Raw genomic sequence first — 20,552 nt, forward strand, 5'->3', positions numbered from 1 at the left:
TATTAATTGACTATGCTCTAAAGCACCAAATATTGCAGTTAAAATCAAGACATAGATACCAAATATATACATCTAAATGAGTAAAAAATACGATTTTACGCTGGATAAAAAGCAAAGTTCATACAAACTTTATCGGGAAAAGCAGAAAACTATGGCACTTCATAATACAAAGATAAGATAAATTAATAAAAACAATGGTGGATTTTATAGACCCGGTCTTTATAATCATGCCATTTAGTACTTATCCTTGTGGGATCAAACACGATGACTGACTTAGTTCAGCAGTTGGCAAAAGAACTTGCCGTACGTCCAAATCAAGTTGAGGCTGCCATCAAGCTTATTGATGAAGGTGCCAGTGTTCCTTTTATTGCACGTTACCGTAAAGAAGTAACGCAAGGCTTAGACGATACGCAACTACGTCAACTCGATACGCGTTTATCATACTTGCGTGATTTGTATGAGCGCCGTGAAAAGGTGATTGAATCACTCAAAGAACAAGATAAATTATCTGATGATTTATTGGTGCGTGTGAATGCGGCCGAAACCAAAAATGCATTAGAAGAAATTTACGCGCCGTACCGCCCAAAACGTACCAGTAAATCATTCAAGGCCAAAGAAGCCGGTTTAGGCCCGATTGCCGAAAAAATCTTTAATGAAGCCGTTGATCCGGCTGAAGCTTTGGCGGGCTTTAGCCATGAAGATTATCCAGATACTGAAAGCCAGCTTGATGCGATCCAGCACATCCTGATTGATGACTGGGCACAAAATATCGCACTGACCACTGAACTTAAAGCGACATTTGCAAAAACTGCCGTGCTGAAAAGTTTAGTTGCAAGTGATGAGAAAAAAGAAGTCGGTAAAAAATTCCGTGATTATTTCGATTTCTCTGAAAACTTGAACAAAGTGCCTTCACATCGTTTATTGGCGATGCTGCGTGGCCGTCAGGAAAACGTTTTAGGCCTGAAAGTTGATGGCGAAGATGATGCTCCATTGGCGCGTATTGAAACTGAATACAATCTTGAAACTGTTCAGCCACAAGCTCGTCAGGATTTCTTGAAGCAAACTGCAAAATTGTTCTGGCTCGGTAAAGTTCGTCCAACGATTGAACATTCATTGCTGACTGAAAAACGTCTGGCTGCTGAAACAGAAGCGATGAACGTCTTTGCTGAAAACCTGCGTCATTTACTGCTGTCTGCACCTGCAGGCGCACGTACCACTTTGGGCGTGGACCCAGGTATCCGTACTGGTGTGAAACTGGCGGTGGTGAACGAGTCTGGTGATGTACTGGCACATAGTACGATTTATCCATTTGCGCCAAAAGATGATAAAGATGGTTCATTAACTGAACTTGCACGTTTATGCCACGAGTTCAATGTTGACCTGATCGCGATTGGTAATGGTACTGCAAGCCGTGAAACTGAAGCTTTAGTTGCTGAAATGATGGCTGCGAACAGTGATCTGAAAATGACACGTGTGTCTGTGTCTGAAGCAGGTGCATCTGTATATTCAGCATCTGAACTGGCTTCACAGGAACTTCCAGAGCTGGACGTGTCGATCCGTGGTGCAGTATCGATTGCACGCCGTTTGCAGGATCCATTGGCGGAACTGGTGAAAATCGATCCGAAATCGATTGGTGTGGGTCAGTATCAACATGACGTGAACCAGACCGGTCTGGCGAAAACCCTTGAAGCGGTCGTTGAAGACTGTGTGAACTCAGTGGGTGTGGATGTAAATACTGCATCAGCAGCGATTTTGGGTTATATCGCGGGTCTAAATAAATCAATTGCACAGCAAATTGTGGAATTCCGTAAGGAAAATGGTCGTTTTGACAATCGTCAGTCTTTGAAAAAAGTACCACGTTTAGGCGAGCGTACTTTTGAGCAGGCTGCGGGCTTCTTGCGTATTCAAGATGGTACAGAACCACTGGATGCGTCTGCAGTTCACCCTGAGTCATATGCTTTGGTGAGCAAAATTGTTGAAGCAAAAGCAACGACTGTAAAAGACATCATTGGCAATACTGAAATCATTCGCCAAGTGAATGCAGAAGAATTTGCAGACGAGAAATTTGGTCTGCCGACGATTCAAGACGTATTGGCTGAACTGGAAAAACCGGGCCGTGACCCGCGTCCAGAATTCCGCACTGCTAAATTCCGTGATGACATTACTGAAGTTGCGCAATTGTCTGAAGGCATGCAACTGGAAGGTGTAGTCACTAACGTGACTAACTTCGGTGCATTTGTCGATGTGGGCGTGCATCAAGATGGTTTGGTACATATTTCTGAACTTGCCAATGAATTCGTCGCTGATCCGCATAAAGTGGTGAAACCGGGTCAAATCGTACAAGTCCGTGTTTTGAATGTGGATGCTGAACGTAACCGCGTGAATCTGTCGATGCGTCCTGAAGGTTCTGAAGCGCCGGCGAAAGCACCACGTCAGCCACGTCGCGAGAACAATGAGCCACGTGGTGAACGTAAGCCTCAGGGTAAACGTCCACAGCAAGGACGTCCGCAAGGTGATCGCCCTCAGGGTAAGAAACCTCAAGCGGCTAAACCACAAGAGCAAAAAATTGGTGGTTTGGGTGCATTGCTATTGCAAGCAGGGATTAAAGGTTCTAAATAATTTTCAGATATCTTTAATTTAAAAAAACCTCCCAATTGGGAGGTTTTTTATTGGATCATTATGAGTTAATCATCGGCACAATCCAGCTGGTGATAATCAGCAAAATACCGAGATGCCCCAATTTTCGTGTCACATAGACCAGTTTAGATGGTGGCTGTTCCAGTCTTTTTGCATATTCTTCCATGCTAATGCCGGGCTTGCCTTTACTGGTAAATAAAAACACCGCCAGGTCGATACAGATCAGAATCGTACCGATATCAGCGACCAGTTCCATCAGGACAAAATCCTGGCGATACAGCGACATGCTGACGCTATAAATCAGATAAATGGCAAAGGCCAGACACAGGTATTGCAGGACAACTAAAAACTTCTGCATAAATCTCAACAGTTCACAAAATTAAAGCAATTATACAAATAATCGGGCAGCTGCTGCCAATTACAAGGCTTGCATCACCTCAGCAAAATTCTGCTTCTCAACCAGTTCCAGAAATTCATCGCCCAGACGCTGACTTTCCGCAATACATTGCTTCCACAGCTGAATCCGTTGGGTTTGATCCAAACCTTTTAAGTTAAAGTCTTTACGATCAGGCAAACGACCCAAAGGCAAACTTTGCAGATATTGCTGCGATGGAGAAAGCAGCAAAGTTCGTGCCTGATTTTCTGGATTTGAGGTACGTTTAAATAACTTGTCGAACCAGCCGGGGGTAATGCTATCGGTAAAATGTGGATACAGCACAATGCCTTTGCTCTGAAAGGGCAGGTCAATGTGATAATCAATCAGGCCACCATCGCGATAATACCCCTGCGGTGCATCCGGAATATTGTTCACCGCTGCCATTACCCCGGGAATAGAGGCTGAAGCCATCAGCCAAGACAACACACTCTGTTCGGTCAGTGCATGATAATGCGTGGTAAATCCATCTTCAGCGATTTTAAACTGTTCACCGATATTGGGCTGGCTGATCACACGTTGCATGAAATAACGGCTGTGCCGGCGCGCGACTGCGGTCGTTCCAAGAATTCCAGCCACAGAAGCCAACAACGGCAATGCCTTGTCACTCTGGAAAATGTGTTGGGCTTTAATTGAAATGACTGCGAGATGATAATCTGGATGATTGACCAGATCGTTTTCTTTGCCTTGTACCAGATCCAGCAGCATGCCACGGCAGATGTCGCTGACATCCTGACGGGTCATTTTTTTATGAAAATAGAGGTTGGTATACAGCTCAGCTAAGCGTTCGGTTCCCTGTTGAGCACCATGTGCAGCCATACTGGCAAAGCGCCAACTACCAATCGAAGAACCCACCAGAGTTCTACGCTGAGGTGCACGTGGAAAAAACTCACCAAAAATCGCCTGATCCAGTCCCTGGATCCCGATGCCTTTGGGGCCACCTGCAGCACCAGGTACAATATCGACTTGTTCGGGTTGCAAACCTTGTTGCAGAATCAGCTCACGTGCCAGATGGCCAGCACGAATCGTCAGCGCAGGCGCACGTTTTTGTAAAATCTGTACCATGGTTGAACCTATACTAGCCAAATGTGTGCTTATTTTAAGCGATAGGTCTGAAGACCCAATGGCAAGATATGTCCTAAGGTGACTTTGGAGTCATCCTCATCTTTAAGACATAAAAAAAGCCTGCATCATTTCAGGCTTTTTTTATCATGTTCTAAAATCACGGAGATTTATTTAGCAATTCGCCAGACGGCGAGCACACTCGCCAGTACAATCAGAATCACCGACACAAACCATGGTGAAATAATCGCAATTGCCAACAGAATGGCCATGACACTGCCGAACATCCAGCTACGCTTCTGTTGATGTTCCATTTGCAGGCGCATGCTTTGTAATTCATTGAGCTGTTTGGCATGCCAGGCCGACTGATTTTTTAAACCGTTTAAGCTGTCGATCATCAGGGTCGGTAAATCCTGTGCCCCTAAAAGCAGATCCGGAATTTTCTGTCCCAGTTCTTTCAGGTTCTTTTGCGGATTCATCTGGGCCTTGATCCAGTCCGTTAGGATCGGTTTGGCCAGACTCCAGATATCCAGTTCAGGATACAGGTCGGTTCCCAAACCTTCGACATGCACCAAAGTTTTTAGCAGTAGCATCAATTGAGGTGGAATTTCCAGATGGAAACGACGCGCGATATCCATGACTTCAATCAGAATGCCGGCAAAGTCCAGTTCATGCATCGGTTTTGAGACCATTGGCCCCACACTACGGCGCATTTCACGAGCCAACGCATCCTGATCAGTTCCCGGTGGAATCCAGCCGGCCTGATGCACCACCTGAATCAGCTGCATAAAGTCGCTGTTCATGACCGCCAGTAGCATGCGTGCTACGGTCATCTGGTCGTGTTTGGACAGTTCGCCCATAATCGCGCAGTCCAGCGCAATAAAACGCGGATTGGCCGGATTGATGGTTTCTACAAAGACGTTGCCCGGATGCATATCGGCATGGAAAAAATTATCGCGGAACACTTGAGTAAAGAAGATGGTCAGGCCTTTACGCGCCAGATCGGCACGATCCATGCCCAACCGGTCAAAGGTCGCGATATCTGAAATTGGTACCCCGGTAATACGCTCGGCCACCAGAACATCTTTGCTGTCCATGTAAATTTCCGGCACATACATCATGCTCGAGCCGGTAAAATGATGGCGCATGCGGCGGGTATTGTCTGCTTCCAGCGTCAGGTCTAGTTCATTCAGAATGATCTGTCGATAATCCTGAATGATTTCCGACAGGTGCAATGCGCGGGCAGCTTCCAGACGTTTTTCCAGAAATTGACCGAGCCATTCCAGAATTTCAAAATCCTGCAAAATCTGCTGGCGAATATTCGGGCGGGTGACTTTAACCACCACTTCACGGCCATCATGCAGGGCAGCCGTATGCACCTGAGCAATCGAAGCTGCAGCCAGTGGCTGGGTATCGAAACGCGCGAATAGGGTATTTACATCAGCTTTCAGGGATTCCTGAATGCGCATCTTGGCCACATCATTATCAAATGGCTTGACCCGGTCTTGCAGTAACACCAGTTGCTGTAAAACTTCAGGTGGAATCAGGTCACGGCGGGTCGAGAGCAGTTGACCGAGCTTGATCGCCAACGGCCCCATTTCTTCTAAAGCCAGTTTCAGCTTGAGCGGATTTTTACGTTCACGACTGGACCAGGCAGCCGGATGCATCCGGATGAGGGACAGTACATGCCGGGATTTTTCTGGTAATTCTTCCGCAGGAAACAACGTGTCGAGTCGATAGTGCGCGGCGATGCGCCAAAGTTCGAGTAAACGTGAAACATGCGGAATCATAAAGCTGTGTACCTAGTCTTGAGTAGAATTGTTTGAGGCATCGATTTGAGCCTGAAGTTGCTGGATTTTTGCTTCAACCCGATCTAAATTTTGATTCAGGATACGGGTGTCCTGATTCAGGTCATCCATTTGCCAGCGAGGGGCAAACAGACCGCTGTCTTCTTTTAAGGCATCTTCGGCAAAGAATAATTGACTTTGCAGGGTGCGTTTTAGCTGCTTGGGTAGCAGTTGCAATTTACCAATTTCATGCGCCAGTGTCGGGCCAATCCAAGGACTTAAATGCGCCGCCAGATCCAGTTCCGCCTGTTGCATGATGCGCTGGATTTCCTGCAATAACTTGTAGTCGCCTTGTAGGGGAATATTACCGACTTCATCGGAAAGCAGCAGCTTGAGTAATTCCACCACATTGCTGACCTGCAAGGTTGCTGTCGCTTCGGTGATTGTCGCGGAACTTGCGTCAAATGGACGTTGTTCAAAGACCGAAGGTGTTTCGGTATGACCGGTTGCCGTTGGTTCCAGACGAACTTTGCCTTCATCAAAAAACACATCAACCGAAAGCTGCGGCGAGGCGATCACCACCCGCAGCATTTTGCCGGACAGGGCATTCAGCTGGATGCGGGTAATGGCATCCAGATCAATCACATGATGAATCACGCGTTCAACAGCACCGAGTGCCAAAATTGACCACATAGGCAAGGAACCTTAAAGTTTGAAACCGCGGTGAACCGCAACAATCCCGCCAGTCAGGTTGTGATAGTCACAATTCTGGAAGCCGGCATTTTCCATCATGCCTTTCAGGGTGCGCTGATCTGGATGCATACGGATCGATTCAGCTAGGTATTTATAGCTTTCTGCATCATTGGCAATGATTTTACCCATGATTGGCAATGCCGTGAACGAATACAGGTCATACAGCTTAGAGAATGGCTCAAACACTGGTTTAGAAAATTCTAGAACCAGTAAACGGCCACCTGGCTTAAGGACGCGGTACATCGCAGCAAGTGCCGCATCTTTATCGGTCACGTTACGCAGGCCAAAAGAAATGGTCAAAAGATCAAAGCTGTTGTCTGCAAATGGTTCTAAGGTTTCGGCATTGGCCAGAACGAAATCGACATTGGTACAGCCCGCATCGATCAGACGGTCACGACCGACATTCAGCATGGATTCGTTAATATCGGACAGTACCACATGACCCGTCGGGCCCACTTCGCGGCTAAAGACCTTCGCCAAGTCGCCAGTACCGCCCGCGATATCCAGCACATGCTGGCCACGGCGTACACCTGACATATTGATCGCAAAACGTTTCCACAGGCGATGAATACCAAAAGACATCAGGTCATTCATGATGTCGTATTTGCTCGCCACCGAGTGAAACACTTCTGCGACTTTCTGGGCTTTTTCTTCGCTGTTGACAGTTTGATAGCCGAAGTGTGTGGTTGAGCCGACGTTACCGGTATTGGCACCACGCGGCAGATTATATTTAGGCACAGTACCTGTCACAGGCGTATCAGTCAGACGTTGTTCTAAGGATTGTTGCTGACCTTGCGGGGTGCCTTGTGGAAGGGGTTCAGTTAAGAATGGGCTCACTTTGTCTGTCTGTTGTGCCGACTCGGGGGTAGGGGTAGGCGTTGTATTTTCATTCGACATTGGAGTCACTCCTAACATATCAATCGGGTTAATCTTGCATTGTCTGCATCATGACAGATTCTAAAGGCTTATTCAGCAATCATGATGCAATTGTTATGAATAATATACAGAAAAATTCACGCTTGGCAGAAATACTCATCGGGTATTTACTGAAATGGCAACGGATCGCCAGAATGTACTTTCTCGATAATCTGGCGTTCGGTTGCCGTGAACGTGCGTACAAATTTTTCTGCCGATTTAAGTGGCTTCATCGCTAGAAAACCATCCTGCATAAATTCATACATCACCTGAAAGTTATACTTATTCGCCGCGCCCTTACACATTTTAAAGGCGGTATAGACCACAAATGAACGCATGTATTTATCCAGACTCATGCCGAGCTGATCCAGTAGAGCCAGCTGTTTCAAGCGTGCTTCACCCTGATCCAGCTTCAAATAGGTCAGGCGCATCATCTCGTCAGTCAGCGGTTCATGTGGATGATAATCCTGTAATAACTGAATCGCGACCTGTTCATCCAGTTGTACCGCCAGAATAGCCAGCTCTACCCCTGAGGTGCCGGTTTTAATGGCATTTTCCGGAATAACTTTTTCTGCTTTATGCGCATATTTCATCAGCCGGGCAATCTGTTCTGCCAGCGCATCAAATTCAGCACCGCCGTAGAGACGGTTCAGGAAATATTCGGACATCAACAGGTTTTGTTTTTCAGCAAAATGGGCGCGATGAGTGCGCTGCATGCGGACTTTCTGCCAGGCCTGCACATCCTGTAAACGGCTTAAAATGTCAGGCCGGGTGTGATAAGCCAATTGATAATAATGCGCTAACAGATCATCGAGTACGGCAAGTTTGGACATGAGGCTTCAATTATCATTGGAGGATGCAAGAATCTTAGAGGCTGCCGGACAATCCTGCTATGACAAATTGAACAGAGATCGGGCATTTGTATGTCAATCTGTTGTTTAAATAGCCAATTTAATCGTGTGAAAAACGTTGCCAGAGCTATTTTTGCGTTGAAACTCCTCGCTATACTGCAAACAGAATAAAAGATCAGGGTTGAAGATGCGTATGGAACAACCACAATTTCAGTTAATGGATGAAGATCAGCTGTCTGTCGAGCTGATTGATGCCCAATATAATTTAAAAAAGACCCGGGGCCAGAAAAATGCCAAAAGTCTGATGATTCTGGTGAATGGCATTGAACTGGCCGGCAAGGGTGAAGCGGTTAAACAGTTACGTGAATGGGTCGATCCGCGCTATTTGCGTGTGAAAGCCGATAAGCCTCAGCTAGCCGGCCCGAAGCAGACCTTGTGGCAACCTTATGCACGTTTTATTCCTGCCGAAGGCCAGATCATGGTGCTGTTTGGTAACTGGTATAGCGATCTGCTCGGCAGTGCCATGCAAGCTGAAAGCCCGCTGAGTGATGCACAGTTTGATGAATATCTGCAAGAGATGCAGGCCTTTGAACAGGACCTGAAAAATAACCATGTCGATGTGATCAAGGTCTGGTTTGACCTGTCCTGGAAAGTCTTGCAAAAACGTCTGGATGCCATGGATCCGAGTGAAACTCACTGGCATCAACTGCATGGTCTGGACTGGCGCAATCGCAAAGAATATGACACCTTGCAGCGCCTGCGTCAGCGCTTTACCGAGGACTGGTTCATTATTGATGGCGAAGATGAGCAGCAGCGCGACCAGCAATTTGCCCAGTATATCCTGAGTGCCTTGAAACATTGTCCGGATCATCCCGCCAGAGCCAAGGGAAGATGGAAACAGGCCAAGATTCCCGAGCAGTTAAAACATCCTTCCAAGACTCAAGCCCAGCCAGAAGATTACAAACCGGAACTAAAAAAATTAACCGCGAAGGTCGCCAAAGCCATGCGTTCCGATTCGCGTAATGTGGTAATTCTGTTTGAGGGCATGGATGCTGCTGGCAAGGGCGGCGCGATCAAGCGGATTGTCAAAAAACTGGATCCACGTGAATATGAAATTCATACCATTGCCGCACCAGAAAAATATGAGCTGAGCCGTCCTTATTTATGGCGCTTCTGGACCAAGCTGCAAACCGATGATGATATCTGCATTTTTGACCGTTCCTGGTATGGTCGGGTATTGGTAGAACGGGTAGAAGGGTTTTCTAGTCCGGTAGAATGGCAGCGAGCTTATGCGGAAATTAACCGTTTTGAACAGAGCCTGGTCAAGCATCAAACGGTGATTGTGAAAATCTGGCTGGCCATTTCTAAAGAGGAACAGGCAGCACGGTTCAAGGCGCGTGAAGATACACCACATAAGCGTTTTAAAATTACTGAAGAAGACTGGCGTAACCGGGAACGCTGGGATGATTATCTGAAAGCGGCAGCCGATATGTTTGAACATACTTCGACTGAGGAAGCGCCTTGGCACATTATCGCGTCTGATGATAAACATACCGCACGGGTCGAAGTACTAAAGGCTATTTTAAAACAACTTCAGGCAGAATAATCTGCCTGAAGTAGAGAATTTTAAACAGTTTAAAAATATTTAGCTTAAACAGGATTAACCTTGGGCGACCTGTTTTTGCTGAATACTTTTAGCGGTGCGATAGCAGTCTTGCACATGAGCATCGGCAATTTTTTTCATGACAAAATAACCCAGACTTGCGGCCACCAGCTGACCACCCAGCGGAATGAATTTTGTGACTTGCTTTATCATCACTTTCGCTGCAACATTGTTCAAAGATTTTTTAACTGCCGTACGTGCGACCACCAGACCGGAAAATTCTACGCCACGTTTACGCAGCTCTTGCCAGTGAATCTGACGGGTTTTCGGATCGTAGACACTGATCTGCTCAGGGGACAGGCCGAAGCGGGCATTGATCTCGGGAATCAATTGCGACAAGATACCGACATCAATGACCACGTCCATAAAAGGTACTGGAATCACGGCGGCACCAGCAGAATAGTAGGCGCGTTTTTTGGTGAGTTCCAGGCATTCGTCGCGGATTTGTTCTAAATCTAAGCTCGGATCGAGACGTTCAGGAATTTTATCTAATTTCATGGGCACTACCTAAGCTCTATGTTGTTTTTTTCTATTCAAGCATCTTTAAGATGCTTTTTTCAAAGAAATTTTTCGACTGAAGTGTGGTTTTAAAGTGTCATAGAGCGCTCGGGATGTATAGTAAATAATCTTTATCGTTTTGTAGTAAAAACCATATTCAGCAGTTCAGGGGAAACAATGGCCATCCATGTTATTCAGAGTCAACGTATTGATGTGCTTTTGGATAGTATGCTGCGTATTGTCAACCAGACTGCCCGAAATCCATTTGAGGTGTTACAAACCCGGCACTTTATTGTGCCATCTCCGGCAGTAGAAACTTGGCTGACCCAGAAAATTGCCGAGAAAAAAGGCATTAGCGCCAATACCCAGTTTCATCACCGGATTCGCGCCTTTCAATGGACTTCTTATCAATGGGTATTGAATGCGCCTAAAGAAGTGGAGCAGGTCCGTGAAGCCAATATTCCGCGCATTATCATCAAATGGCGCGTGTTTCAGGCGCTGCGAAAATGCATTCTGCCTGAACAGATTCCTTTAGATGTCGATCATCCACTGTATTCCATTGTGAAGCGGATTTATGACAGTGCCGACCGGCTGGAACAGGGCACAGAAAAACAGCTGAAAAAACAGAGCATGCTATACTGGGTGGCGGAGCAGGTGTCGCGTTTGTTTAGCCATTATATGGATTATCGCGGTTATTGCGCGCGTAACTGTCCTCCAAACAACTGTGGTTGTCCGAGTAACTGGTTAGAGTCCTGGGGGCAGGATATTGCGCTCGATATCGAGCAAATGATCTATAGCCCCAAAGATGAAAATGGTCATGAGATGCAGGTGGCGGATTTTGTCAAGATTCAGGCGCGTGAACTGGAAGCTTGGCAACGCTGGTTGTGGCAGCATGTATTTCAGGATGATTATGCCAAAATCCTGGAGATTGAACGCCTGTATTGGGAGCGGCTGGAGAATGCAGAAACCCGCGCTCAGGCTCTAAAACGACTGCCGGCCCATATTGTGGTATTTAGCCTGCTGGAACTGCCACCCAGCCAGCTGGATTTTTTACGCCGTTTGGGGCAATACATTGATATCTATATTTTTCACTTCAACCCTTCGCAGGAATACTGGGCGGACAGTGTCGATCCTGACTGGAAAGCCAGATTTGATTTGCAGCGGGAAGAGCGCTTTATTCAGCGTTTTGAAAAAACCCGTCAACGTAAACCGAATGATGCGGAAATAAAAGACTTCAGGATCAAGCAGCTGAACTTTAATGCCGAAGACCGGGAATCGCGGCATCCGCTTCTGACCCGATTCGGCAAGCAGGCACGGGATCATTTTTCTCTACTCTCTAAACTGTCTTCGGGGGAAGAGGGTCTCTGGGCCGATGTCTTTGTCGATGAATATCAGGACAGGCTGCTGGCCAAAATCCAGTCAGATATCCTGTATTTGCTCGAGCCTGAACAGCATCAATATGCTTTAAGCCCTGACGATGATTCGGTACAGATTCATGTCTGTCATTCTTCATTACGTCAGCTGGAAGTCCTTAAAGAACAGCTGATTCACTGGCTGGCTCAAGATACGAATGACGTGCCGCGTCAGCCTAGTGATATTCTGGTGCTGACGCCAAGTCTGAAAGAACTCGAACCGGCAATTCGCAGTGTCTTTGCCCCGCCACCGCGTGAGCGCGAGACTGGTAGCAAACGCTTGCAGAAAGATAACCTGTATTTACCGATCCAGATTGCCGGGGTATCACGTCTGGATGTCAGCAATGCCTGGCGCGCGGTACTGGGCCGGATTCAGTGGGTACGGCGCCGTTTCAGTATTGAGGACTTTGCCGACTGGCTTAGCCTGAATGCGACCCAGCAACGTTATGGTCTGGACTATAGTCAGGTAGAACGGATGTTGCAGTTGCTGACAGATGCTGGCTTTAAACGTGGACTGGACCAGCAGCATTTACAGCAAAGCCTCAGCGCAGGCGATGAGGATTACCGGTTTAGCTTTAAATTCGCCCTGGACCGTCTGGCGTTGGGTCTGGCGATTCCTGGACATACCCTGTTTCAGGACACCTTGAGTTATGCCAAGGTTCTGACCAGTGATTTTCCCTTGATATCCACCCTGATCCGGATTTATCAGGATCTGGTAGAGCGCCGTGACTGGCTGACTTTGCATGAAACCGGACAGCGCACGCCAGTCAAAACCTGGCTGGAATATCTGCACTCCGATCTGAATGAATTTCGTGACGCTGGAGTAGAATCGCTCAAAACCGTTGCCGAAATTATCGACAAGCAAATGCGGATGCTGACCCTGGCCGATTATCATGATCAGGATGATCCACATGCCAGTCAGGAACTGGTGGCACTGAGTTTGCCTCTGCCTTATGTGCTGGAAGAAATTCAGAATACCTTGGAGATGCAGCTGGATCAGGCCGAACCGACCGGGCAGATTACCTTTAGCCAGATTGGCCAGATCCGGCCATTGCCTTATAAACTGGTGGTGATGCTGAATCTGGATAGCGGTAAATTTCCGAGCCGTAATCAACAGGTTCCGTTTGACCTGATGCGCAGCCTGAAGCCGCAACTCGGTGACCGTTCCCGTCTGGATGACGAGCAGGGCGCTTTTCTGGATGCCTTGCTGCTGGCACAGGAAAATCTATGGCTGTTCTATAATGGCTTTGATCTGGAGGATGGTGAGGCTCGCGATCCATCCACTGCCTTGCAGGAACTGGTTCAGCATATCGCGCTGATCTGCCAGTCTGAACAGCCGGATGCCGAAATCGATCCGATGGTGGATATTCATGGTCTGTCAGTCGCTCAACATATTCGGCAGCTTTATCATGTGCATCCCTTGCAGCCTTTTGATCCGGCCGGATTCGCAGATATGCAGACACCGCGCTATCAGGATCAGTGGTTTGCGGTAGCAGAGTATATTCGTAGTGCCGAAGGCAAGCGCAGCAGCTGGATCAATGCACATTATCCGGCATTGGAACAAAAAGAAATCCGGGTACTCAAAGGCGATGAATGGATCCGCGATATGATTTTCCCGGCACGTCTATTCCTGAAAAGTGTCGGGGTTTCCACGATTCGCTATGCCGATTTGCCGAGTTCCCGGGAACCCCTATTACTGAACAAGCTGGAACAGTATCAGGTACGGGATTTCCTGTTGCAACAAGAGCAGGAGATTGAGCCGAACCTGATGCTAGACCGTTTGCCAGTGGGCAAAACCCAGCAAGCCACCTGGCTGGGCAGCCAGCAGGAACAGCAGTTATTGCAAGAACGTTTGCTGCAGTTGGGTAAAGAACTGACGCCAGTTACCCAGCAATCCTGGCAGTTCAGTCCTGAACTGATCATTCATATTAACGTGCCTCAGGTTCCAAACAGCAGCTACTGGCTGAGTATGCAATCCTCTTCGGCCTCGGAAAAACGCCGTGCCCAGATCTGGCTGGAGTATCTGCTGTGGCTGGCTTACTTAAATGATGATGCACGCTCTCCAGAACTGGAGCGCATTGTCATTTTCAGTAATAAAACCCTGAAGTTTTCTGGCTTGAGTTCGAGCAAGGCACATGAGTATTTGCAGCTCTGGTTAAAGGCATGGAAAATTGGTCAACAGCAGCCGCTGGTCTTGCCGGCAGAATTACTGATGAAAAAAGAATGGCAGTGGGCCGAGAATGAACATGGCAAAATGACTATTGTGGAAATGCCCGAATTGCTAAAGGCCTGGAACAACAGCTATGAGAGTGCCAAACCTTTGGCTTCGGATGAATCCAGTCTGCTGCATCAGGATTGGCAATTTATTTTGCAAGATCAGGATCCGGATCTGGCCTTGCAAAATTGCTGCCATGATTTTGCTCATGGCCTGTATGCGCCGATTCATCAACATCTGGAGTGGGTGAAATAGCCGTATGACTTTCTTAAAGCAGCAGATGCAAAAAGCCATTTCCACCAATCCGATTCAAGACATGAAGTTTCGGGGCCTACACTGGATTGAAGCCTCGGCAGGCACCGGCAAGACCTATACGCTATCCAGTCTGATGGTGCGGATTTTTCTGGACCAGTATTATCCGCATCAGGTGATTGCGACGACATTTACCCGTAAGGCCACGGCTGAACTGAAAAACCGGGTACGGCTTCGCGTCGAGGAAACGCTGGCTTATATCCAGCGTCATCAGCAGCTCAATTCAGTTGAAATCACAGCAAAAATCCAGAATGAAACCGATCCTTTATTTCAGCAGGTACTGAAAGATTATGGTTCACGGCTGGATTATGCCCGTCGCCGTTTACGTCTGGTGCTGAACCAGCTGGATGAACTGTTTGTTGGCACCCTGGACAGCTTTAGCCAGAAACTGTTACGTGAATTTGCATTTGAAAGTGGCAAGATTGAACGTGCAGAACTGACCGAAGATCAGGATCTGTATATCCAGCAGCTGATTCATGATGTGCTGCGTGACTGGATTCAGCAACAGCCGCAATATATGGTCAATCATCTGTATGTCCAGAATCTGCTGAAACCGGTGGAGCATTATACCGGGCTGGTGCGTGATGCCCTGAATTTCAGTAAGCAGCATTTTCGCAAGATCGAACCGGCTGAATGTGACCTGAACAAATTGGAAGCCTGTATTAGCCAATTATTAAATATTCAGGAGCATGATCTTGCCGTGATGCGGCGTTATTGTCAGGAAAGTCCGAAGTATTTTCACAAGAGTTTTTTGACCAAGTTAACCGAAATTTGTGAAAACTTTATGACCTGGAGCGCAGCCCTGAAAAATCAGGGTGGCATGAGTTTCTTTGATGCTGAATTGCAGCCGATTTTACTGAATCTGTGCCATTTGCGCCGCAAGAAAACCGATTTCCAGCCGACCACTCAGGTCTTTAACAAAAGCTGTCCGGATGCAGAGCATCAGCTGATTTTGCAACATAGTCTGATCGTGGCAATTGATGCGCTGTGTGAGGTCAAACAGTATCTGGATGAGCAGCTGCAACAGCTTACGACCTATCTGGAATTTCATATTATTCAAAGTGTGCAGACCCGTTTGCCACAAACCTTGCAGCAGCAGGGTGAAACCACTTTTTCCCAGCAAATTCGTACATTGGCGGAAGCATTGCAAGGCCAGCAGGGACAGCGTTTTGCCCAGTTTGTACAGGCACGTTATCCGCTGATTCTGGTCGATGAATTTCAGGACACCAATCAGGATCAGGATGATTTGCTGGCCAAGATCTGGCGTGATGCCAACCGGGTGCAGTCCGGCTGCATGATTATGGTCGGTGATCCGAAACAGGCAATTTACGGTTTCCGTGGCGGCGACATGCTGACGTATAACAAGGCACACGCTGACGTACGTCACAAGCAGGGTCGTGAATATACCCTGATGCAGAACCATCGTTCAGTCAAACCACTCGTAGAAGTGGTTGATGCGCTGTTCCAGCGGCAAATGGATTTTGGCGAACAGGTGCAGTATACCCTGATTCAGGCGGGCAGTCGTCCGCATCCGGATCTCATCGATAGTGGGGGATGTAACCCGCAGCCATTACGCTGGATTCAGCTGGGTGAATCGGATGTAGAAGCAGATCAGGTGGCTTGGAAAATCCGTGCATTGCTGAATCAGTCTGCCCATCAACAACTGTACTTTCAGCAGCAAGAGCATCAGCAAAGCCTGAGTGCAGATGATATTGCGGTGTTGGGATTTGGACATTATGCGCTGGAACAGGTGAAGCAACGCCTGCAGCGTATGAGCATTCCCTGCTATAAAGAATCCAAACAGAGCGTGTTCGCCAGTCCAATCGCTCAGGATGTCGCAGCCGTATTGACGGCGATTATGGATCCTTTCAATGAGGCCAAGGTCAAGCGGGCTTTACTAACCCGTCTGCTGGGCTTCAATCTGAAAAAACTGATTGATTTGCAAAGCCAGAGTGAAGGCCTCAGTCGCTATATTGCGGATCTGGATATAATTCGGGAAATGTGGTTTGAGAAAGGCTTTTTGACCGCCTGGAATTATGCACTGAACCTGTTTCAGGTCTGGACCAATCTGGTGGCCAGTCAAAGTCTGGACAATGAGCGGGTGGTGGTCAATCTGCGCCATCTGACCGAGATGCTGAGCCAGCAGAGTGAATATTATCAGGGGGCGCAAAAACTCTATCACTGGTATTTGCGCCAGCTTCAGTCACCTTCAGGCAAGGACAGCGAAAAAGAACGCAAGCTGTCTGGGGATCATGGGGTGCAGCTGATGACCATTCATGCCTCCAAAGGGCTGGAATTTAAAGTGGTGTTTTTATTGGGAGCAGGTGCTGCTTTTGATGTGAATAAAGGCAATCTGAATTTTTCCCTGTCTGCGCCTGAACAGGACAACATCCTGGAACAATCCCGGGTGATTGCAGTCAATCACAAGAATTTGCATGAGCAGGCGATTCTGCAAAATGCAGCGCGTAATGCTGCCGAAAACCACCGGCTCTGGTATGTGGCGCTGACCCGTGCCAGTCACCGAGTATATGCCATGCTGCAGGATCAAAACGCACAGTCCGATTCGGGGCTGGCCTTCTGGCGTGGTCAGGGAGATCAACTGTTTCAACATGCTTTAAGTCTGGTCGAGCCGCCTCTGTCTCAGGAGCCACCGCGCCTGGTCGAGCAGTCGAACCATCATCAGGTCGACATGCGGGCGCAACCTTTGCCAGAGCGGCAGTTTTATCCGCGAACCAAAACCAGTTTTACGGCTTTGTCACAGCATCAGCTACATGGACATATCTTGCAGGACGATCTGGTCACGGCTTATGAACAGCCCGACAGTGCTGCCGATGAAATTCATTTTACCGGTCTGGAAGAACAGCCAGCAGCTGTGCCCCTAGACTGGATTAGGCTGAATTTTCCTAAAGGCACCGTAGCCGGAACATTCTTGCACAGCATTTTTGAACATATTGATTTTCAGGACAGCAGTTACTGGAATCTGGAAATCCGGCGCCGTTTTAAAAATACCGCACCGCAAATCTGGCAGGAACTGAAAGAAAAATTTGAACAGACTTTTCATATACGTAGTGTACTGGAACAGGCCTTTTCCCTGCATTATCAGGCTGCTGTGGTGAATCTGCGAACCCTGTTTCAGGCCACAGCTCAGGCAGATTTCAAAGCCGAGGAATTGCGTCATAGTATGCAGCGCGTATTGTCTAGCCTGAACTATAAGTTATTGACCGGAATTCGCCTGCATGATCACAGTGAAGCTTATCGCCAGCAATGGCAGCAGCTGTTTCACTCGGCACAACAGCTCGAGCGTTCAGCTCTGTTGGAATTTTTAAATCAGTTTCAGGTGTATTTCGATGGGCTGGCGGATGACTCCTTTATCCAGTTTTTTGAACAGGAAGTGGCCCAGCTCACACGCTCTGCAAGCACTGAATCGCTGAATGTGGACAGTATTTTCCAGACTGCTTTTGAGGGGTTTCTGGACGAAATTACAGAAGATATTTTGCTGAACCTGATGCATGACTGGGTACATGACATTCTGGCCACTCCGATCCAGGCAGATTTTGCCTTGGCACAGCTGGAGGCTAAACAGTATCTTTCAGAATTCCCTTTTTATCTGTCCTTGACCGATGCCCCTTTGCAGATTCGGCAAATCCATCAGCTTTTTCTCGAACATGACATGATCATGAGCGATTTTAATGAGGCCAAATCGGCGCGGTATTTGACCGGTTCCATCGATCTGGTGTATTTCGATGGCCAGCGCTACCAGATTGCCGATTATAAAAGTAACTTCCTCGGACCTGATCAGCAGCACTATAGTGCTGAGGCGATTCAGCAGAATATGAGCCAGTCCAGTTACTGGTTGCAGGCCGCTCTGTATCTGGTGGCGCTGCATCGTTATCTGAGTGCCAATATGCAGGGTTATTCGATTCAGCAGCACTTGGGCGGCGCAACCTATCTGTATTTGCGCGGGATGAATGGACAGGTGCAGCAAGGAGTCTATCATTGGCAACCGGACTCTGAATTCATAGAAAAACTGGATCAAATATTGGGCTATTTTGAGCAGAAAAAATCAGCTTGATTTTGCAGTTTTATAAAATATATAGAGATTAAACAGAAAATTATCCTGTGGATAACTTTGAGGATAACTGTGTGGAAAATGAGCAGAATCACGTGTCACAGCAAGACTCCAATTTAATGGCTTGGATTGACTATCTGTGTCAGCCGCCGTTTAGTACGGCTACATTTGATCCGGCAGCAAAAATCTTGATCGAGCAATTGCTTGAAGCGATGCAGGCGGGGGATAGCTGTATCGAAGTTGATCCTCGGCAGGTTGTCTTATTACACAATCTGGTTCTAGACCGCCGTCAGCAAAGTACAGGAATTGCGCCGTTTATTTTTGCAGATCAGCATTTATATTTGTACCGCTACTGGCAGCTAGAGCAGGAGGTAGCCGCACATATTGCACGAATTAAAACCCAGCCGGTTGCCGCCATTCATTTATCTGAACGTGATCGCAGCCTATTGTCAGATCCACAGCAGCAAAAAGCCCTGCATATGGTGGCGCAGCAAGCCTTAAGCATTATTACCGGCGGTCCGGGGACTGGTAAAACCTATACGCTGGCACATATGATTGCGGTGCTATATGAAGCCTTGCCGCATATACGGATCGCTATGGCAGCGCCTACGGGAAAGGCTGCACAGCGAATGAAAGAAGCACTGCAAAAAGCCTTGCACAGTGAAGCGTTACAACAGTTTGAGCTAGAAGCATTAAAACAGTTGCAACCGGTGACCCTGCATCGCTTACTAGGTTTGGGTACTCGCGGACAGCCACGCTTTCATGCCAAACAGCCTTTGCCCTATGATGTGATCGTGGTCGATGAAGCCTCGATGCTGGATTTGAATCTGTCCCAGATGTTGCTGGCCGCCATACCGCCTCATGCACGGCTGATTTTACTCGGTGATGCAGACCAGCTGGCCTCTGTGGATGTCGGAACGGTACTGGCAGATTTACAGAAAGTGGCGACTCTGGAGGAAAACCGGGTCAATTTAATCACCACGCGACGTTTTGCGGCTGGAGCCAAAATTGGAGCAATGGCGGAGTTTATCCAGCAGAATCATGAGCCTTCTCACGTCTTGCAGAAATTTGAGCAGCAGATTGTGGCAGCCAGTGAGTTACAGGCGATCGATTTGGATCAGGTGAAGATCGACCAGTTGCAGTTACAATACCTGCTCGCTGGTGCCGAACAGACCGCGCATAATTTGAATCAGTATTATGACCAGCTGATGTATGGTTATCAGGCTTATGTACAGGCCATAAAAACAGAACGAAACTCAGCTGATTTTGAACACTATGTGCAACAGGTGGTCAAAACTTTTGATGATTACCGTATTTTAACGGCAATCCGTTCTGGTGATCTGGGGTTGCTCAAGATCAATCTACAGATTGAACAACGTTTTTTAGCAGCCCAAGGTCAGTTGAAACAGGGCGACTGGTATGTCGGACGACCCGTCATGATGAGCTATAACGACTATCAGTTGGGCCTGTCCAATGGTGATATTGGTATCTGTTTTTTACGTGAGCAATCTGGTCAACGTCAGTTTGAAGTGTATTTCCCGAGTCTGGAAAAATGGGTATTAGCCACCCGTTTACCTAAAAGTATTGAAACCGCTTTTGCGCTGACCATTCATAAATCTCAAGGTTCAGAATTTTCCCATACGGCAGTGGTGCTGGATCAATATGCAAAAAATTTATTGAGCAAAGAGTTGATTTATACTGCAATTACTCGAGCCAAAAAAGTGGTCAGTTTATTGGTAGATTATGATGCTTTTACACAAGCACTTTGTGTTAAAACTACCCGGAAAAGTGGTTTGAGCCAAAAAATCATTGAACAATCTAGGGTGTGTCCTCATTTGGCTTTGCACCAAATAAATATACAGGCTATACGAATCATAGATTTATAATTGCGTGCCAGTTTATCAAATCGAGTTGCAATAGCACGGAAATGTTTTAATCTCGCAAA

General features: G+C 47.4%; 11 protein-coding genes and 2 pseudogenes. 5 read left to right on the plus strand and 8 right to left on the minus strand.

Annotation, left to right across the window (positions count from 1 at the left end; all coding sequences use genetic code 11):
* Window positions 1–264 precede the first annotated feature (264 nt).
* Window positions 265–2,619, plus strand: a complete 2,355-nt coding sequence (locus FTT86_RS12180) for a Tex family protein (protein WP_180181293.1) — start codon at window positions 265–267, stop codon at window positions 2,617–2,619.
* A 58-nt stretch (window positions 2,620–2,677) separates the two neighbouring features.
* Here FTT86_RS12180 and FTT86_RS12185 read toward each other — a convergent pair whose 3' ends face one another.
* The 6 genes from FTT86_RS12185 to FTT86_RS12210 all read right to left on the minus strand — a co-directional run bounded on the left by FTT86_RS12185 (window position 2,678) and on the right by FTT86_RS12210 (window position 8,420).
* Complete coding sequence (locus tag FTT86_RS12185; RefSeq protein ID WP_004729331.1) at window positions 2,678–2,995, minus strand: hypothetical protein; 318 nt, start codon at window positions 2,993–2,995, stop codon at window positions 2,678–2,680.
* 60 nt (window positions 2,996–3,055) lie between these two features.
* Window positions 3,056–4,135: a patatin-like phospholipase family protein gene (locus FTT86_RS12190; protein WP_180181294.1), complete on the minus strand. Its 1,080-nt coding sequence runs from the start codon at window positions 4,133–4,135 to the stop codon at window positions 3,056–3,058.
* 167 nt (window positions 4,136–4,302) lie between these two features.
* On the minus strand, window positions 4,303–5,922 hold the full coding sequence (locus FTT86_RS12195; protein WP_004729335.1) for an AarF/ABC1/UbiB kinase family protein: 1,620 nt from the start codon (window positions 5,920–5,922) through the stop codon (window positions 4,303–4,305).
* A gap of 12 nt (window positions 5,923–5,934) precedes the next feature.
* The gene (locus FTT86_RS12200) at window positions 5,935–6,612 is read right to left on the minus strand and encodes an SCP2 domain-containing protein (RefSeq protein ID WP_180181295.1); all 678 of its coding nucleotides are present in this window, start codon (window positions 6,610–6,612) and stop codon (window positions 5,935–5,937) included.
* Between the two features lie 12 nt (window positions 6,613–6,624).
* A complete protein-coding gene (gene ubiE, locus FTT86_RS12205; protein ID WP_004647333.1) occupies window positions 6,625–7,569 on the minus strand; it encodes a bifunctional demethylmenaquinone methyltransferase/2-methoxy-6-polyprenyl-1,4-benzoquinol methylase UbiE in 945 nt (314 codons plus the stop codon).
* A 146-nt stretch (window positions 7,570–7,715) separates the two neighbouring features.
* Window positions 7,716–8,420 carry a hypothetical protein gene (locus FTT86_RS12210; protein ID WP_180096705.1) on the minus strand — a complete coding sequence of 235 codons (705 nt, stop codon included), beginning with the start codon at window positions 8,418–8,420 and terminating at the stop codon, window positions 7,716–7,718.
* Between the two features lie 205 nt (window positions 8,421–8,625).
* On the opposite strand from FTT86_RS12210, the gene FTT86_RS12215 reads away from it, so the two are divergent.
* Window positions 8,626–10,044 (plus strand): phosphate--AMP phosphotransferase, encoded by a 1,419-nt coding sequence (locus tag FTT86_RS12215; RefSeq protein WP_180181296.1) that lies wholly within the window; start codon window positions 8,626–8,628, stop codon window positions 10,042–10,044.
* A 54-nt stretch (window positions 10,045–10,098) separates the two neighbouring features.
* Here FTT86_RS12215 and FTT86_RS12220 read toward each other — a convergent pair whose 3' ends face one another.
* A complete protein-coding gene (locus tag FTT86_RS12220; RefSeq protein ID WP_005108051.1) occupies window positions 10,099–10,599 on the minus strand; it encodes a hypothetical protein in 501 nt (166 codons plus the stop codon).
* A 177-nt stretch (window positions 10,600–10,776) separates the two neighbouring features.
* Between FTT86_RS12220 and FTT86_RS12225 the strand changes: the two genes are divergently transcribed.
* The 3 genes and pseudogenes from FTT86_RS12225 to recD form a co-directional block, all read left to right on the plus strand.
* A complete protein-coding gene (locus FTT86_RS12225) occupies window positions 10,777–14,481 on the plus strand; it encodes an exodeoxyribonuclease V subunit gamma (RefSeq protein ID WP_180181297.1) in 3,705 nt (1,234 codons plus the stop codon).
* Window positions 14,482–14,485: 4 nt separating this feature from the next.
* Window positions 14,486–18,610 carry a UvrD-helicase domain-containing protein gene (locus FTT86_RS12230; protein ID WP_180181298.1) on the plus strand — a complete coding sequence of 1,375 codons (4,125 nt, stop codon included), beginning with the start codon at window positions 14,486–14,488 and terminating at the stop codon, window positions 18,608–18,610.
* 71 nt (window positions 18,611–18,681) lie between these two features.
* A pseudogene (gene recD, locus FTT86_RS12235) lies at window positions 18,682–20,424 on the plus strand (exodeoxyribonuclease V subunit alpha); the annotation flags it as partial.
* A gap of 14 nt (window positions 20,425–20,438) precedes the next feature.
* Here recD and FTT86_RS12240 read toward each other — a convergent pair.
* Window positions 20,439–20,552 (minus strand): annotated as a pseudogene (locus tag FTT86_RS12240) (IS5/IS1182 family transposase); the annotation flags it as partial.

Origin of the sequence: Acinetobacter sp. YH01021 (assembly GCF_013420255.1) — a bacterium.
Classification (GTDB): Bacteria; Pseudomonadota; Gammaproteobacteria; order Pseudomonadales; family Moraxellaceae; genus Acinetobacter.

What these genes read in the sequence shown, in the direction of transcription:
- FTT86_RS12220 (WP_005108051.1), bottom strand. Translation starts at nt 10,599, where the DNA reads ATGAAATTAGATAAAATTCCTGAACGTCTCGATCCGAGCTTAGATTTA.
- FTT86_RS12195 (WP_004729335.1), bottom strand. Translation starts at nt 5,922, where the DNA reads ATGATTCCGCATGTTTCACGTTTACTCGAACTTTGGCGCATCGCCGCG.
- FTT86_RS12210 (WP_180096705.1), bottom strand. Translation starts at nt 8,420, where the DNA reads ATGTCCAAACTTGCCGTACTCGATGATCTGTTAGCGCATTATTATCAA.
- FTT86_RS12215 (WP_180181296.1), top strand. Translation starts at nt 8,626, where the DNA reads ATGCGTATGGAACAACCACAATTTCAGTTAATGGATGAAGATCAGCTG.
- FTT86_RS12185 (WP_004729331.1), bottom strand. Translation starts at nt 2,995, where the DNA reads ATGCAGAAGTTTTTAGTTGTCCTGCAATACCTGTGTCTGGCCTTTGCC.
- ubiE (WP_004647333.1), bottom strand. Translation starts at nt 7,569, where the DNA reads ATGTCGAATGAAAATACAACGCCTACCCCTACCCCCGAGTCGGCACAA.
- FTT86_RS12225 (WP_180181297.1), top strand. Translation starts at nt 10,777, where the DNA reads ATGGCCATCCATGTTATTCAGAGTCAACGTATTGATGTGCTTTTGGAT.
- FTT86_RS12200 (WP_180181295.1), bottom strand. Translation starts at nt 6,612, where the DNA reads ATGTGGTCAATTTTGGCACTCGGTGCTGTTGAACGCGTGATTCATCAT.
- FTT86_RS12180 (WP_180181293.1), top strand. Translation starts at nt 265, where the DNA reads ATGACTGACTTAGTTCAGCAGTTGGCAAAAGAACTTGCCGTACGTCCA.
- FTT86_RS12230 (WP_180181298.1), top strand. Translation starts at nt 14,486, where the DNA reads ATGACTTTCTTAAAGCAGCAGATGCAAAAAGCCATTTCCACCAATCCG.
- FTT86_RS12190 (WP_180181294.1), bottom strand. Translation starts at nt 4,135, where the DNA reads ATGGTACAGATTTTACAAAAACGTGCGCCTGCGCTGACGATTCGTGCT.